Raw genomic sequence first — 18,389 nt, forward strand, 5'->3', positions numbered from 1 at the left:
CAAGAGTTCTATCTAATCCTAATTTTATTGATACAAAGTACGTTTTGAAATCTGGCTCAAGAATCCCTTTCATTTTCTATCAATGAACAACATTTCTACCAGTAGAGTGCTAATGGCAGACGGCATGCCCAATCCAATGAAAACATCCCAAAATAATATACAAATGAAGAATAAACTGATTTTTATTCTTATCTACTTCATCCAACTCACTTCCTTTGCCCAAACTTCTGGCCCATCCCAGCCTGAAGTTCAAAGTTTTCAACCTGTTACCATGACCGATATGGTGGATCCTCCAACGGGAGAATTTAGGCATCAAATCCAATTATTTTCTATTGGAGGCTACCCTGTCAATATCAATTACAACAGCCAAGTTACCATGGAGCAAGAAGCCTCTATGGTAGGACTCGGCTGGAATTTGAACGTAGGAGCCATTACCCGACAAGTAAGAGGATTGCCCGATGATTTTAAGGGTGACTTGGTGAAACGGCAGGTCAGTATGAAGCCTAATATTACGATTGGTAAGGATATTGGATTTTCATTAGAAATTTTAGGTATCAACCGCAAAGATAGTGACTCATTAGACAGACAATATTCTGCAAGTCTTAATGCCAGTGTTGGAGTATTTTTCAACAATACAAGCGGATGGGGCATAGATGCCAAAATTAGACCAGGGTTTAGTGGACATATAGGAGGATGGGCAGCAAATGCAGGAATTGGAGTTTCCTCCAATTCACAGCATGGAACAAATATTAATCCCTATGTAGGCTTTAGTTATGACTGGACTAAGAATAAAGGCGTAGAAGTCGGACAGAGTAAGATAGTGAACGAAAAGTTGCGTATTAGGCCTTCTAAAATTAAAACTAAAAGTTTAACTTCAGGTGCTGGATACGATTTTTCGACCTCGACCTACACCCCAAAGGTTGACTTGCCTTTTGAAACCAAGAATTATGATTATAAGGTTAAAGCAGGCTATGCCTTCCCATTAGCAAATGTCGGGGGAGAGCTAAATTTCAATAAAGTAGTTCAAACACTTTCTATAAATGAAGTAGTTAGTCCAGCTTTTGGATCTCTTTATGCTGATTTTGGAAAAAACAATGAAGCGGCATTGATGGATTTTGTGCGAGAACAAGATGGGGTCATGTTGGAAGATAAACCTAATTTGCCATTTACTTTTAACACCCCTGATATTTATTCGGTGGCTGGGCAAGGCATAGGCGGGATTTTTGAATTGAAACGTAATAATGTATTTGTAGCTTTTGATCCTTTTGTTAAGACAAACAATAATGCCTTAGGTGCTGAAATTGACTTAGGTTTTGGCCCAACCGATGGCCATATAGGAGCCGAAATACGTGGGGGCTATACCAGAAATGCTTCTTCTAAATGGGATGGAAACTCAAATAGACTTCTTCCAAATGTTGATTTTAATAATCTGACTAGAAGCTTATCAGAGAAGGTGTATTTTAAAAACCCATCGGATGTGATGTTTAATGCCAATCCGATATATCAACTTTCAGGAATAAAACCAATTGCCCCTATCCTAAGCCATATTCCCTATTGGGGTGGCCAAACCAAGGAGTTCAAAATTAATGTTGAGGATAATGAACTTAGCATTACAAGAGATAACTTTCTTAATTCCAACCGTGATAAAAGACTTGATGTAATATACTATTTAAATGCCAAAGAAACCCAAGAAAAGGGCTTTCAACAATTTATTTCTTCTTATAAACTTAACGAATTTTCAAATGGCCAAGTTACTTATCTACCTCGTATTGCTCAAAATAGGTCAGAAAATCAGCTCTCTGAAATGATCTGCCTGAAACCAGATGGTCAAAAATACGTGTTTAATATCCCTGCTATAAATAATGAAAAACGAGAGTTTTCCTATTCTATTAATGATAATGAGGTTGATAACAGCTATGAAACAAATCGAGTTGTAAATCAGTTTTCAGCTACTTTCGACGGTGGTAAAGATGGGTATCTTTCAGTGACCCACACACCAGCTTATGCTCATGCTTTTTTACTTGGTTCGGTTCTATCGCCCAATTATATAGATGTTGATGCCAACGGCCCAAGTGTGAACGATTTGGGGGATTATGTAAAATTCAATTACAGTTTATTAGACTCAAATTTTTATTGGCGGAGTAACAACAGTCTTGAAAAAGTGGGAGCCGACAAAGGAAATGTAGCCGATGATAGGGATGCCAAAGCATTTTACTCAGAGGGAACAAAGGAAATATGGCTAATACATTCCATCGAATCAAAAAATGAGGTGGCCAGATTTTACTATTCTAACCGAGCGGATGCATATGACTTAAAAGACCCAAATAAAAAATTACAAAAACTGGATTCTGTATTAATTTATTCAATGGCTGAATTGAATAAACCTATTCCAATGCCACTGAAAAAAGTGTATTTTCAATATGATGATACAAATCCGCTTTGCAAAGGCATTTTCAATAACAACTCGTTGGGAAAGCTAACCTTGAATAAGGTTTATTTTAAAGAGGGTAGCAGCCACAAAGGAAAACATAGTGCCTATGAATTTGGCTATGGCTTCAACAAACCGTATGATGAACTATCAGTAGATAGATGGGGAAATTATAAAACCAACTCTAATTTTCCAATTTCATTAGATAATAAGAAATTCCCTTATGTTCCACAAGATAACCCTACTGTAACAAATCAATCAGCGGCAGCTTGGTTGTTAAATTCCATCAAACTACCTTTTGGGGGGGAAATAACGATAAATTATGAAGCACATGATTATGCCTATGTACAGAATAAACGAGCAATGTACATGACACCAATCGTAGGTGTAGTAAAAGAAAAACCAACCAGCAAAATCACAGAAAATACATTATATACTGACAACAGCCCGCATAATTATTTGATATTCAAACTGAAAACACCTTTTGTGGGTACGCTGTCGGAAATTGAAGCAAAAGAAAAACTAAAAGTAGAATACCTAACAGACCCTACTGATAGCAAATATGGGTCAATTTTAGATAACCCTCATGCCAACTTTTATGGGAAGTTTTACCTAAATGTTGATAGAAGCTTTTCTAAGTACGAGGAAATTCCTGCTTTTCTCAATATTAAAGAGTGTGGTGTGATTAAAGATGGGAATCAATATAGTTATGGTTGGATAGAACTAAAAGGGGCACCAATTGCGGATGGGAATAATGATAATGCAAATCAAATATCAAAAATAGGATGGGAGTTTGTGAAGCATACATATCCTCATGTTTTGTTTGGTGTTGATAATCCTGTTGGGATAAGTGAAAATACAGATCTTGAAAATATGCCAGGATTATTTGATACAGGGCCTACGTCTGACTTAATCAAAGGGATTATTAAATTTGGACCTTATCGCAAACTTAGAAATGATAAAATTGCAAGTAAAATTGATTTATCCAAATCATTCATTCGTTTGTATGAACCATCTTATCGAAAAATAGGGGGTAGCGGAGCAAGAGTGCAGAAAATAACAGTTTCGGACCATTGGAATGAAATGGCTGGCACACCTGCAACTGAATCGGCTTATTCAATCGTCTATGATTACTCCAAAACAGAAAACGGCAAGATTATTAGTTCGGGAGTAGCTTCTTATGAACCCGAGATAGGCGAAGATGAAAACCCCTGGTATCAGCCGATTCATTTTAAAGAAAAAAATGTACTACAACCCGATGACAATAAATTTTTAACTGGCCCGATTGGAAAATCTCTGTTTCCTTCTGCCAGCATAGTATATAGTAATGTAAAAGTTACTCAAAATCCTGTTGTAAATCAGCAGACGGAAGAAGGAACAGGGAATACCATCTATGAATTTTATACAGCTCGTGATTTCCCTATTCAAGAATTAGAAACAAAAAAAGAGACGAAAAGAGTACCAAAGCTAAAACTCACTCCAATGTTCGGAATTTCCAATGACTATATGGCAACAGTCATGGGGTACAGTATTGTCTCCAATGATATGCATGGAAAACCTAAGTCAGAATCAATCTATGGTGAGGGTAATAACCTTGTTTCGCAAAAAAAATATTATTACAAGTCAAATAACAATGGGGTACTAATAAATGAGGTGCCATCTATTGATGAAAATAGAAATATATCTATTAATCAAACAATGGGTGTTGAAACCCTACTGACAGGAGATGCCCGCCGATTTGATACGGAATCTTATTCTGGAAGCCTTAAAGGTAATCTTGACATAAATTGGAGTACACTTGTTGTAGTACCTTCGTTTGTCCCTGATTTTTCGTTTGAAAAAAAATCTTTCTCCTCCTTCACCCTAACCAAACACATCCGTCAGCAGGGGATTTTGGATAGCGTAGTAGTTACCGATAAAGGCTCGACCATTGCCACCAAAAATCTGCTTTGGGATGCCAAAACAGGAGCCGTTTTATTGACACAAACCACCAATGAGTTCAAAGACCCTATCTACAATTTCACTTACCCCGCTCACTGGGCGTATGAAGGAATGGGAATGGCTTGTGAGAATGTTGGTACGGAAGTTTGGTTAAATCCTCCAATACAAATAACGTCTAATGAAATTCAACTGCAAGGCGACCATAGCTATTTTGAAGTTGGAGATATAGTTTTTATGGAAAAACTAGGTGGTACTGGTGGCATTAAATTAGTCATAGAAAGTGTCAGTTTACAGAATAATACTACAAAGTTAAACTTCCACACACTTTATAGAAGTAATTTTTCAATAAACGGGGCATATGCTAATGGCAAACTCAAAATCATTCAATCAGGAAAACGAAATGTAGCTACCTCGGCTATTGGAAGCCTTGTGTTACTGAAAAATCCTATCGTAAATAATCGCTTGGAAATAAATGCTCAAAAACAAATCATTGATGCCAATGCTGTGGTATTTGATAATAAAACCAAGGATATTGTTTGTGATACGTGTTCTTATGGTCCCAAACCTGCATTTAGGCAAGTCTTAAGCACCGTCAAAAATTTAGGAGCTTGGCAACCTGTGGCTACCTATAAATTTGTGGATGATAGAACACAAACCGCTACCAACCCCGTATTGCGTACAGATGGTGCTATCCAAAACTTCGTACCGTTCTGGAACCGTGTCAATAGTGGTCGGTGGCTGGGCTTTACCAATCAGGGAGCAAGTAATTACAACCTTTGGATAGCACCCGAAAAAGTAACCATGGTAGATGCCGAATCGCAGCCTTTGGAGAGCAAAAACGCCATTGGTATTTATTCAAGCGTGTCGTTTAGTAATTTTGACGGCATGGTCAATGCCACCACGGCCAATGCCCGCTACCACGAAATGCTCTTTGATGGCTTTGAAGATTATATGCCTTGCCCTGACGATAATCATTATACGCTCCTTTCGACTCAGTATCCTACTTTCCGAAGCAATGAGCAGGCTCATACAGGTAATTATTCCATGAAAACTGGGGCAACTGAATTTACCAAAATTATTAAAAATGCGAATGTAGCCTACGAATGTGAAAAAGTAGTAGAAGTAATTGACCGCATTTACAATAGAGAAGATGATTATTCAAAATTTGATTTTCCGTCTCTAAGTGAAAAGTGTGACTGTGAACCTGAATTTCAACTTCAACCCAACAAAGAATACATCCTATCGCTTTGGGTACGGGAAGCCAATGCTTCGAGCAATACCATAGATTATCAAAATGCCAACGTAAAAATAACGATGGGTTCGGGGAATCCTGCCATTTCCATTACCGCTCGCCCCGAAGGACAAATACTGGATGGTTGGCAGCGGATTGAAAAGCGTTTTACAACACCTGCAACAAATACTCAGATAAAACTGATTTTCTCGCCCAATACCTATTTCGACGATGTCAGGATTCATCCTGCCGATGCCAACATGAAATCGTATGTGTACGACGAACGGGACTACTCGCTGATGGCAACGCTCGATGAAAACAACTTTGCCACTTTCTATGAGTACAACAACAAGAAAAACCTCAAACGAGTGAAAAAAGAAACCGAAAAATCGGTGGTCACTTTGCAGGAAGTAAATTTTGGAGCAGCTAAAAAATAATCAATCGTCATGAAAAAAATAACCCTTTTCATTCTTACTATCATGGCGATAGCAAATAGTGCTTTTGCCAAAAAAGAAAAATTTGAGAGTAGTACCATTACCGGGTATTCGCTTAATAATGCAGTTTTTTCTCATTGGGGAATAAACAAAACCCTAACCGCCGAGGTGGCAGACTTTACCTTTAACAATGATGCTTACAAAACAAAAGAGGTAAAAAGCTATATTCAGCTTCGCTTAAAAACTGAAAATATACCCAATCTTACGGCGTTTCGAGCAAAAGTTCCTGTGAGGATTACGTATTTTCTAAACAATAATTCGTTTTCGACTCCTGTTGTAGAAAACAAAATCCTAACGATAGAATTTGACCCAACGGAAGGAGCAAAATACAAAAATCTGGATTTATTACTGATTCCGAATGCCTATAAAGTGCAGGTTGAATACTCCGCAAACAGCATTACGCTTGAGACACTTAACGGTACAAGTACCTCAATTTCTATCACCAACGACCACCGTAATTTTATTGAATTACAGGCATTTACGGAGATTGAACGGTACTATAATTTCAATAATATCTATCAAACAGGGGTAGGCAATGTAAATCAGTTGGTTGAAAATGTCCAGATAAATTATCAAAACAACAACAACGAATTAATCCTAAATTGGGAAGCCTTGCCCTATGCCGAAGGTTATGAGTTGGAATACACGTTTGTTGATGACTATTCGGATGATATTACCAATTATCTACCAGCCAGCCAACTAAGATTTTCCTTCAAAAATAACAGTACCCGAATTTTACTCGAAAAAAACGAATACACCATGCCTTTGGTGCAAGAACATGGCTATTTGGTATTTCGGGTGCGTGGCTACGGAATGGCAGGAAGCAATTTTGACCGAATGTATTTTGGTAACTTTGATTTAGACGCAGGAGGTGGATTCCCCGCTAATCATATTTTTACGGTCGGTAGTTTCCCTCATAAATATAAAATAGATGCCCAAACACATACTACTGACAAAATTAATTGGCAATCGGTAACTACGTTTGCCGAGGAGGGCAAAAGTAAAACCGTAGCCAAGTATAGGGATGGCACGATGAGGGAACGTCAAATCGTAACAAGCATCAGTACTGACCATAATGCCATAGTTGCCGAAACGATTTATGATAGACACGGTCGGCCTGCAGTCAATATTTTGCCCGCCCCTGTTACCTATTCCGCCATAAAATACTACGCCAATTTCAACCAAAACCAAGCGGGGCAACCTTATTCCTATCTTGATTTTGACATAAAAGGGGCAGATGTTTGTTCTCCTTCTATCATCAATCCGCTCAAACAGCCTAATAATCAAGGGTCAGGAAATTATTATTCAAAGAATAATGACATTAGGAATGGCTTCAACGCCTACATTCCTGAAGCCTACGGTTATCCTTTCTCGACTGTCAAATATACGCCCGATAATACTACTCGTGTAGTTCGTCAGGGTGGTGTGGGTGAAATTTTCCAGCCTGGGAAAACCACCAATGGCATTCAAAATCACGATACCAAGTTCTACTACGGCAAGCCTACCCAAGAACGTTTAGACCGATTGTTTGGAACTGACGTAGGCTATCGGGAACATTACCAAATGAACATGGTGGTAGATGCCAACGGACAAGCAGCCGTAAGCTACGTGGACTTAGACGGAAAAACCGTCGCCTCTGCTTTGGCAGGTAAAAACCCCGAAAGTCTGGATAGATTGGATTCTTATCGCTCGGATGTGGTAACGACCAATTTATTGGATAATTCTGTCCCCCCTGCTTTTGGTGAAGGAATGTTGTTGGCTTCCGAATCTTTTTTAGTGCCAGACGACAATACCGTGCATCAATTTAGGTACGAATTAAACCCACGCACGTATGACGCTCTTTCGTGCAACGGTGCTAATTATTGTTTGGATTGTATCTACGATATTAAGATAAAAGTAGTAAACGACGAATGTGGCATTGCTCTGAAAGATACTGCCTTCACCGTAGGTACATTGACCAACCTCAATACACTTTGTAATGATGCCAATGCCTCTTCGGCTTTTAATTTTTCGCTCAATCTCAATCGTGGAAGCTATACCGTAAGTCGTAAATTGGTAGTGAATCAACAAGCCGCTATCACCTACGCCAATGCTATTCTGAACGACCCCAACAATGTATGCTTAGAAACCTATCAGGATTTTCTAAACGATGAAATAGCCAATCTCGATAGTACCCGCTGTATGACTGCCTGCGAGGCTTGTGAAGCCGAAGCGGCTCAAATCACACAAGCCGCTGCTTTGGCACAGGCTCGCCAAGTCTGCGATAGCTTGTGGTGCAAGCCACAATTGCCGACGCTGTGCGATGTGGCTCGTATTTCAATGATCAACGACCTTTATCCAGGGGGGCAATATGCTCAGTATTTGAATAACGACGGAGACGTAAGTTTGACGGCGTCTCCGATTTCAATATTTAATACAAATGATGTAAACACGGCCATCAAACGCATTAATTATAGCGGTTTACAAAATATTCAGGTTACTGTTTTAGGGCAAACTCATCCGCTGTCTTATTATACTGCTAATGCCGATAGTCTTAAAAAATTGATAGCCAATTGGCCCGATGGTTTGGCAGAAAAACTACTACCCTTGCACCCAGAGTATTGCTATTTGGAGTTTTGCAATACCATGACGCAATCTAACGAGTTTGACACTAAATTAGTAAGCACGCTCACTTTTCAGGAGGCTCAACAGGCGGGCTTATTGAACGATATAAATTTGTTTTTGAACCAAGATGCCTTTTATACTACGGTCTTGCAAGGGACTCTAAAACAGCAATTTGCCGCCAAATTTAGCCAATTTTCAAACGGTAAATCCATTCAATACATTGCCGTATTTATGAGTAATTGCCCATCTGGAACAGACATCAATGTTTGTAATGGAGCATGGGGCGATGGCATCAACGACAACGAAGAATGGGAGATGTTCAGAGGACTGTATTTTTCGTTGAAACAGGAATTTATCCAGAAAGCCCGTGAGGCGTATGTGAGAAATAAACCTGGGTGTGTAACGAACAATTACATAGGCTGTGCTACTCGAAATTGTACCATTGATATACTTTCGGGAGGAGGCACTTTGAGCAATTTAACGCTAAGAGAACTATACCTTAATGCTGCCGTGCGTTTCCCGACTATCAATGACGTGCAGTTCCCGAATACCGATTCGCTCACAACGTCTATTTATGACCTTACGCCTGAGCAGCAACGGGATTTTATGAATGTAGATGACCCACAAAACGGACTCATCTGCCCCACTTGCCCCGAAATGGAAGCCTTTAAAGTCATGGTTTATTACCTCAATTACAAAGGCTGGACTACGCAAAACACCACCGTAAGAGCCGATAATATTGCAGGAATGGACAGCGTGATGCGTACCCGTATGTGGGGTTCGGGCGATAATAAAGAGGTGCGGATTTCGCCATTTGCCAATAGCGGTATTGAAATAAAAACCGCAAACTGTAACCTCACCATGAAACCCGACACAACGGTAGATTGGAGCAAACCTATTTTTCCGACTTGTTTAGAAATTATTGATTACAAAACTGCCAAACTGCATATCATCGTTAATGGTGCGTACAAAACCATTTTGAATATCAATGCCTCTTGTGAACTGTTTTACTGTGAAGGTCGCCCCGCCCAAGATTCCTTGGTGAATGCCTGTACCTGCGATAAGGAATACAGCTATACCCAACGCTATCAATTGGGCGACATCGTAAACTACAAAGGCGTTTGTTACATTGCCCAATTTACAGGAGCTGAATTTGTACCCATTGGCAAATACCCTGATTTCAAAGAGTTCTGGACACCCCTTTGTGAACAAACTAACGTTTGCCAGAATCCGTTTAACCTCAATTTTGAAACAGCAGGCGGGTATGTAAGCACCGTAAACCATGTGGTAGCCAATCAATGGTCGCCTGCGGGTGTGGCACAAGGTTTTGTGTTGCCTTCTCGTGGATTTATTGCCGATGCCCTTGCCAATACTCAAACCATTATCAGTAAAACCGCTACCGTTCAGCCCAATACAAACTACACCTTGTCGTTTGATTATGGTGTTTGGAATACCGCCGCCCAATCTACCAATGGCACCATGACGTTTCAGGTGTTGGTAAATGGACAAGTGCTGGGAACTGTAACGCCTACGGTGGCACAGCTCCGCATTATTCAGCACCGTTATTTCGACTGGAACAGTGGCAACGCTACCCAAGCGGTGGTTACACTCGTAAAAACCGACAACAGTGTTCGTCGTCTATTTTCGTTGGATAACCTCCAAATGATTTGTGGCAAACAGGACGGCAACGGCCGTAAACCCACATCGGGCAAAGACTCAACCGTGGTACGCTACATTCCTGCCAATGTATGTGGTTGTAATGCTCTGTGTGATATGCCGTTGCCCTCGCCAAGCCTTGCCTACACGCCTTGCGACAGCCTGATGGCGGCTATTGCCCGTGACCGTGCCGCTCGCCGCTACGAACAATACCGTGACTCGGTGTTTCATGCCTTGCTCAATGGTTATACCGCCCACTGCCTGCAAGCTGCCGAAACGTTTACGATGAACTACAAAATTGCTGAATACCACTTTACGCTGTATTACTACGACCAAAGCGGCAATTTGGTGCGTACCGTACCGCCTGCGGGGGTTATGCCCTTGCCCAATACCCAATTGGCAGCCGTACAAACTGCCCGAAACAACCGTAACCGCTTAGTTCCCAGCCATATACTGACCACCACGTATCGCCATAATGCCCTCAATGGCGTGGTGTGGCAAACCACGCCCGATGCAGGGGTAAGTGAGTTTTTTTATGACCGCCTCGGACGCATTGTAGTAAGCCAAAATGCCAAACAACGCCCCGAACGCTCAGCAGCATACACTCTTTACGACCGCTTAGGACGGAACATTGAAGTAGGGAAAACAGCTCTTAGACCAGGTGAAGACCTCAAACGTATGGCGTTCAATTACCAAAACTTTGAGACTTTCATTACCCTGCCTACCCATGTACGCAGCGAAATAACGCATACCTTTTACGACCGCCCTGCCAGCCAAGCCATTGCGGCAGCTTTGGGCGGACAACCCAACCTACGCAACCGCATTGGTACTGTGGCCTATTTTGCCACAAATGTTACCCAAAATGCCTTTGATTATGACCACGCCACCCACTACCGCTATGATATTGGCGGCAATGTAAGTGATATTTTACAGGATTTTGGCAAAAACTCGCCTTTTGGTGCGGGCAACATACGCAACCAAAGCAAGCACATTGCCTACCGTTTTGACTTGGTAAGTGGCAAAGTAAACGAAGTACACTATCAAAGCGGCTACCCCGACCAGTTTATACACCGCAATACCTACGATGCCGACAACCGCCTCACGGCAGTACATACCAGCACCGAAGGCATTGTGTGGGAAAACGATGCCCGCTATAAATACTACCGCCACGGACCCTTGGCACGCACCGAATTAGGCACCGACCGTGTGCAGGGCATTGACCACGTGTATAACCTGCAAGGTTGGATAAAAGGCGTAAACGGTTTTGCCGCCACCCCTGCCCAAGATGCAGGACGAGACGGCATAGCCCCAAGCCAGCAAGGACCCATAAGTGGCGATGAGCAGGGCTACCAAAACGCCAACCGCCCTACCGCTCCCGATGTGTATAGCTATTGGTTGAGTTATTACCAAAACGACTACCAAGCCATTGGCACTGCCCCAACCATTGGGCAACCTTTACAGCCTTTGACCTCGGGCAACTACCACAGTACGCCTGCGGAATTATACAACGGTAACATACGCTCAATGTACACCTACCTCAAACCCAAAGGAGGCATGGGAATGCACTACCGCTATGACCAACTGAACCGTATAAAAACCCAAAACGCTTGGGATTTTGCTGGCACTACCGCCACCCCAAGCCCCAACGGTGCCTACCGCATGGCACTGACCTACGATGCCAACGGCAACATACAGAGCCTGTTACGCAATGGCAATACTACCGTGCCTCAAATGGACGATTTGAAATACGTGTATTACAACACCGACGGCAGCACTTATACAGGCAACCCAAGCTCTGCCTTAGCCACCAACCGCTTGGCACAGGTAAAAGACGGCGTACCCACCGCCAACTATACCCACGATTTGGACAACCAGCCCACTAACAATTATACCTACGATGCTATTGGCAACCTCATAGCCGATGCCAGCGAAGGCATACAGCAAATAGACTGGAACCTCCAAAACAAAGTAACCCAAGTACGCAAAACCAACGGCACCCGCATAACCTACGCCTACGATGCCTTAGGAAATAGAGTAGAGAAAAATATTACCTCCCCTACTGGGGGAGGACAGGTGGGGGTTTACATACGTGATGCCCAAGGCAACACCCTTGCCGTATATGAAAAAACCGCCGATAACAAACTGATTTGGGCAGAGCAACACCTCTACGGTAGCGGACGATTGGGAATGTACCGCCCACAAAAGGAAATACCGCCCATACCTGCCATAGCCTCTTTGCCAAGTGGTTTACTAAGCCGTGACGATACCCGTGGCGTAGTATTGCCCTACACCCACACCAGAAATACCACCCAATACGAACTCACCAACCACTTAGGTAATGTGCTGGCAACCATTAGCGACAGCCGACTTTTACCCCCTACTGGGGGGCAAGGGGGGCTTGGGGCTTCTGTTCTCACCACCTCCGACTACTACGCCTTTGGTATGGAAATAAAAGAACGTAGTTATAATTTACCCCCTACTGGGGGGCCAGGGGGGCTGGGGCTGTTTAGGTACGGCTACAACGGCAAAGAAAACGATACCGATTGGGGAACAGGCTTGATACAAGACTATGGATTTAGATTGTATAACCCAGCAGTGGCGAGGTTTTTAAGTGAGGATCCAATAACCAAAGATTATCCTGAATTAACGCCTTATCAGTTTGCAAGTAATATGCCCATAAATAGTATTGATTTGGATGGGTTAGAGGCTTATATTGTGACAAGGGTCACTTACAAAAATGGAGAAAACAAAACGACTATTCACTATCACGAAAATGAAGAAGATATGAATATTCTTTATTATAAAGGTAAGTTGAAAGGAAAGAGAATAACTGATAAAAAGGTATTACTAATTACAAAAGTTTATGAAACTCAAGCACTTTCATATGAAGGCGTGGATGATTTGGATGTCTTTGCTGAAAGAGCAAAAAGATCCTCAAAAAAAACGGGAAATTTCTTTGGAAAATTCGATGAGGATTATAATTACAAAGAATCGAAAGATAAGGGGATACATTCAGAGGCCTTTACAGGGACTTATTTTTACAAAAGAACACCTTTGCCTACATTGAATGTTATAAAAACAACAATACCCGAAGAAACAAATCAAATAGATATGGATTTAACAATAAGTTCACCTCCACCTGGTGTTTCCCCATCACCTCAAACAGCATCTGTCAATGTTGCTTTTGATCCAAATACTTCACATTTTACCAATAAAAATGATGCTAATAATCAAATAAATAATATAAAAAATCTATATAATGAATCTGGAAGTAATGCAGATATTATCATTAATGTCAATGCAAATTTTGAGACAAACTCTCCTAATGCTCAAAAATTATTGAGAGAAAGAGAAACGAAAATTATAAACCTTTTAACAAGTGGAAATAATAGCATTAATCGTGGAAGGATTAGAGTTGGTAGATCCAATCCAACAGCAGGTAACACAAGAACGTCATTTACTTGGAGTAGTAAGTAACAAAACAGGTAAACACCTCGCTGTGCGAAGGTTCCACCTTCGTACGTGTGAAAAGCGGTCTTTGACCGCAGTGAAAATTAAGATGATTAAAGCAGTTTATAAAAAATGAATAAAAGCAAATTAAAGTGGATATTGACATTTTTAAGTGTAATGATGCTATTTGGTAAGCTCCAAGCCCAAACAGATTCGGCTACGGTAGTGGTGTATCGTCAATTGAAATTTAGTGCGGGCGTATCTGCCATAGCGGTAGGGTCTTCGGCAGATAGCCTGTTTATGTGGGTGCGGTCAAACAAAGTGGTGGTACTGCGGGTAGCGGCTGGTCAGCATCAGTTTAGTACCTACTTAGATATGTCAGATAAACTTTCTAAGCCCATACCGTGGGCGTTTACTATTGCACCCAATGAAACCAAATACGTAGAGTTTGATACCAAAGCCGCTTTCCCAACCGCCGTACCAGTCATACGAGAGCAATCAGAAGAGGTATTCAACCAACTCATCCAAAATCCCAAATGGCAACGCCGCCGAGATGAAGCAGAGGTGGTGCATTATTGAAGTAAATGAATGAAGCAAATAAAAAGTTATAAAGTAAATGGGTCAATAAGTTTTAAACGTGGTATGTTCTCAAATCCTTTGTCGTTGCTGATGAGGGTTAAGTCATGTACCAAGGCAGTTGCCGCAATAATGGCATCGGGTGTTTTTATTTTGCGGCTTCGTCTGAGGCGTACACATTCAGCCACTATTTCGGGGCTTAGAGCTAAGATAGTAGCATCTGCCACAAATTCTTTAATCGTCTGTTCTTTGGTTTTATCGTGGCTTATCCACGACAAAGCCTCAATTTCAGTAATGACAGATAAGATAGGTGTTTCGTCAATAACAGATGCTATAAACGCCATAGCTGTTTCACTAAGCAAAGCTGAGAAAAAACTGGAAATAGTGTTGTTGTCAATTAAATATTTTTCCATTCATTTCTCATTACTTGCGTATGGTCATTAAAACTTTGGGCATCTTCTTTGGTAAAAACGCCTCGGTACTTATCAGAGAGTTTTGGTTGGGTAGGTTTATTTTTCAAAACCTTTATCAAATGTAGCTCTTCCAATTCGTGTAAAAGCCCCAACGCTTTTGGGTTTGTAATTTCGATAAGCAAGGTATTATCCATATAAAAAATCTGTTTTGGGCAATTTAGTAAAATAAACGTAAAATCTATGAAAAAATTCAAAAATATAAAGCTGTGTGCTTTCTTCGGCTTACTGGTGCTGAGTGGTTGCGTACAAGAAGAAATCATCAGTACCCAAACCCGTACGGGGAAGATTTTGGGCTATGGCGTGGCGGCGTATCCTCGCCGTGCTTCGGTAAACTTTGGCGTGGTCAATCACCAAACAGCCGTGAGTACTACTTCGGCGGTATTGACTAACTGGAACAACTTCGCCAATCAGGGCATGTACCACCCCGAAGGCTCATATTCCGTGCCTACGCCCTACAATGTTTTCAATGTAGAGGTCAAAATTCCAGAAATAAGGCGTGTCAACCTGGCTACCAATCAGGTAGATGTTATCACGACGAATACCCAAAAGCTATTGGTAGGCTTGGCGTATAGTCCCGTTACCAAGCAAACATACGGCGTGCAGTTTGATAGTGTCTATACTTATACAGTCAATGAAAATACCTCGCCCAAACGCATTATCAAAGGCAGAAGATATTTTACTATTGTAGAGCCTACGTTGTTTCATCTAACAAGCAGTACCGCTCATGGTAAACAACCCTTTTTATACTTGACAAGAGTGAGTCAAGTACAAAAATTAAATTTAGAAACAGGAACACTCACCCGCATTACGGGCACTGGTAAAATCTATTTTTTAGCTCGTTACAATGCCCATGATGATAACGTTTACCTCTTGAAATTAGATGTAGGTGCAAACGACCAACGGACATTTACCATAGAAAGGGTGAATGACACCAACAACACCATGACCACCGTAGCTACCCTACCAAACACCCTCACGCTGGCTGATGCTGATATTTTTACGATGTCAGCTACCATTCATTGCTGCGAAAACAAGTATATTTTGTTTGACAGAAACCGATTCTATAACGTGAATTTAGACAACGGCACGGTTGAAACCGTCAATAGCACCATCAATTACCAAGGTTTGGTATGGATAAACGACTAACCGCATGAAAAAATATAGCTTTATACTACTACTATTGGTCTGGACAACAAGCACTTACGCCCAGCAAAAAATGCCCTTTCAAATCAATTTGGAAGGGGGGCTACCGCTTACGCCACTCAACTCAAAAATGTATGGCTCGCAAGCACTCAACAAAGGCAAAGAAGCGGGTTTAGGCTTAAAATTTCCGTTGAGCAAAAACCTTGCTTTGGGTTTGGAAGGACACTACCGAGAGTTCGATGTACGTTCGCTTATCACTTCTCATTATCAAGGCATTACGCAGGTTGATCCAGCCGCTTTGTTTCGGTTCAAACCTTCACAGATACTCAACGGTATCATGAGTATCAATTGGTACAAATACAGCAAAAATGGTAAAAATCTTTTTGAAGTCGGAGTAGGCGGTGGTTTGCAGGCCTTAGCCATGAGCCAAAGTAGCCTTACGTTCAGCAATCCCTTGCGTTTGGGGCAAACCGATACCTTGTATAGTCATAGTGGCAGGTCGAATGCCGTAATGGGGCAATTTTCGTTACAAAATACCTTTTTCATCACCAAAAATATCGGAATCCGATTGGCATTAAAAGCCCAATATGCTCCCAATATGTATCGGGCAAGTTATGTCAGTACAGGAGGCAAAACCATGACCTTTGAGGAGTTTTGTAATACCACCCAAATCACCCAAACTACGGCAAATCCCATCAGTTTTGTTCCTACGGTAGGCATTACCATTCAGTTGGGAGGCAAAAAGCCCAAACCCGTTGTAGCAACCGTCCCCACTACGCCCCGCCCGCCCAAAGAGGAAAAGAAAGAAGAAGAGCAGAAACAGGGAGAGTGTTTTGATGTAAAACTATTAACAAAAATAGAAAATGGGTGTTTTGGAGGGGATAAACTCCGCTGCCAAATCAATCAACGTTTTAGAGAGCGAAACGCACCCCGTCCGCTGAGGTATGAAGTATCTATTGCTCCTTTCAACAAGCTGACAGAACAAGAATTGATAACAACGATAGCCACCGCAGGTATTTTTGAAATTGCCGCAAGCAAGTTCAGAACAAGCACGGTGGAGTATATCATTATTCTAAAATCCGTTTATCAAGACAGCAAATACAACTGCCTGCAATTCATCAAGCCCATTCGCCGCTGTCCTGATGCTTGTTTGGATGTAACTTTGCCTGAAATACCGATAAAGAAGTAACACCTCTATGATAAAATTAGTAACAAGAAAAGAAATAGTGAGTTCCAAACGAATCATTGGTTCGGAATTGGCCAAATTGCAAAAGGCTTTTTTTGACAATGATATGTTAGACTGCTACAAAGCCGACAATGAAGAGCAACTCTATTTAGACCAGTTTGATTGTATCCACAATGAGGTTTTGGGGTATCCTGTATTTGACAAAGTGCTATCATTAAATCACTATGAAATTGAGACATTTATCCCCATTTTAGCAAAAAAACTGCGAGATTTATTAGAAAATATTCACGTCCAGCACCTTCTACTAATCACCCATTTAAAGCTTGATTTGTTGAAAAACAGGCAAACAAGGAAAGGCCGCTTGGGCAAGTCGTATAAAAAATTCGAAAAAATCATCAATAATAAGAGCTATAACGAGGCCATTGTTTTTGATTTAGATAGTTTGCCCGATATGATTGAAATTGTTTTTTGGATTACGCGTTGCGACCCCAGTGCCGCTGAGTATCTCTTGTTCTTTGATACCGACGAAAAAGTTCAGTTTTTTGTTTGTAAGTATGGGAATGTTCACCTGACTGAGTTTAGACAAGAAAACCTGTCCGTAGAAAAACTTACCGCCCTTGGCTGGCACATTCTAAGTGGGCAGGAAGTGGATAACTTCTCAAAAAGCAGTAAAACAACATGAGTTCGATTTTCTACCACGAAGACGATTATGGAACGATACAACTCATACCCGAAGAAAATTTGCCCTTCATTTGGTATGAGTTTGAGAAGATTATCGGCTATGACATAGAGCAAAAAGTAGATACCAATGTAACGGAGATTTTCAGTTTGGATAAACCCAAAATAAAGTTGGCCGAACGAAAGATACCCGTAACTATTTTTGAAAGCCTCTGTGAATCGTTTGGTTTTACAAAAATAGCCGAAGTCTATACAGGCTATGCTTCCTACCGAGGATTGGATAAAAAGTCAAAGGCATTCAGTCTATGTGATGAACAGCAAAAGTTCAAAGATTTTACACTTTTTTATGAAACAGAAGGCACTTTCATAAGCTATTTATGGGTTTTAGACCATTTTTATAGGCATGATTCTATTGTAAAGCTATTGAACGAATTTGGCAAAAAATGGCGATTGTGTTTGGCAGAAAATGGAGAGAAAGTGGTGAATTTGAGAGAAATAAACATTTTGAAGAAGTATCGGGGTTAAACTA

Annotated in this window: 9 protein-coding genes; 7 read left to right on the forward strand and 2 right to left on the reverse strand. The window is 41.2% G+C overall.

The features are described 5' to 3' along the window. Window positions 1–112 precede the first annotated feature (112 nt). The 3 genes from FHS57_RS29645 (at window position 113) to FHS57_RS29655 (ending at window position 14,383) form a co-directional block, all read left to right on the forward strand. Window positions 113–6,037: a carbohydrate binding domain-containing protein gene (locus FHS57_RS29645; protein WP_221225767.1), complete on the forward strand. Its 5,925-nt coding sequence runs from the start codon at window positions 113–115 to the stop codon at window positions 6,035–6,037. A 9-nt stretch (window positions 6,038–6,046) separates the two neighbouring features. Continuing rightward, window positions 6,047–13,831: an RHS repeat domain-containing protein gene (locus tag FHS57_RS29650; RefSeq protein WP_183980099.1), complete on the forward strand. Its 7,785-nt coding sequence runs from the start codon at window positions 6,047–6,049 to the stop codon at window positions 13,829–13,831. A gap of 105 nt (window positions 13,832–13,936) precedes the next feature. Then, window positions 13,937–14,383, forward strand: coding sequence for a hypothetical protein (locus tag FHS57_RS29655; protein WP_183980101.1), 447 nt, complete (start codon window positions 13,937–13,939; stop codon window positions 14,381–14,383). 26 nt (window positions 14,384–14,409) lie between these two features. Here FHS57_RS29655 and FHS57_RS29660 read toward each other — a convergent pair whose 3' ends face one another. Next, complete coding sequence (locus tag FHS57_RS29660) at window positions 14,410–14,793, reverse strand: type II toxin-antitoxin system VapC family toxin (RefSeq protein ID WP_183980102.1); 384 nt, start codon at window positions 14,791–14,793, stop codon at window positions 14,410–14,412. Beyond that, a complete protein-coding gene (locus FHS57_RS29665; RefSeq protein ID WP_183980104.1) occupies window positions 14,778–14,987 on the reverse strand; it encodes a hypothetical protein in 210 nt (69 codons plus the stop codon). Before FHS57_RS29665 ends, FHS57_RS29660 begins: the two co-directional genes overlap by 16 nt. Before the next feature lie 46 nt (window positions 14,988–15,033). On the opposite strand from FHS57_RS29665, the gene FHS57_RS29670 reads away from it, so the two are divergent. The 4 genes from FHS57_RS29670 to FHS57_RS29685 are packed head-to-tail and all read left to right on the forward strand — an operon-like array spanning window position 15,034 to window position 18,385. After that, entirely contained in the window at window positions 15,034–15,999 is a 966-nt protein-coding gene (locus FHS57_RS29670; RefSeq protein WP_183980106.1) for a hypothetical protein, read from the forward strand. Between the two features lie 4 nt (window positions 16,000–16,003). Next, window positions 16,004–17,185: a hypothetical protein gene (locus tag FHS57_RS29675; RefSeq protein ID WP_183980108.1), complete on the forward strand. Its 1,182-nt coding sequence runs from the start codon at window positions 16,004–16,006 to the stop codon at window positions 17,183–17,185. 7 nt (window positions 17,186–17,192) lie between these two features. After that, window positions 17,193–17,864: a DNA polymerase III subunit delta gene (locus tag FHS57_RS29680; protein ID WP_183980110.1), complete on the forward strand. Its 672-nt coding sequence runs from the start codon at window positions 17,193–17,195 to the stop codon at window positions 17,862–17,864. Further along, window positions 17,861–18,385: a hypothetical protein gene (locus tag FHS57_RS29685; protein WP_183980111.1), complete on the forward strand. Its 525-nt coding sequence runs from the start codon at window positions 17,861–17,863 to the stop codon at window positions 18,383–18,385. Before FHS57_RS29680 ends, FHS57_RS29685 begins: the two co-directional genes overlap by 4 nt. Window positions 18,386–18,389 lie beyond the last annotated feature (4 nt).

Origin of the sequence: Runella defluvii, from assembly GCF_014195535.1 — a bacterium.
GTDB lineage: Bacteria > Bacteroidota > Bacteroidia > Cytophagales > Spirosomataceae > Runella > Runella defluvii.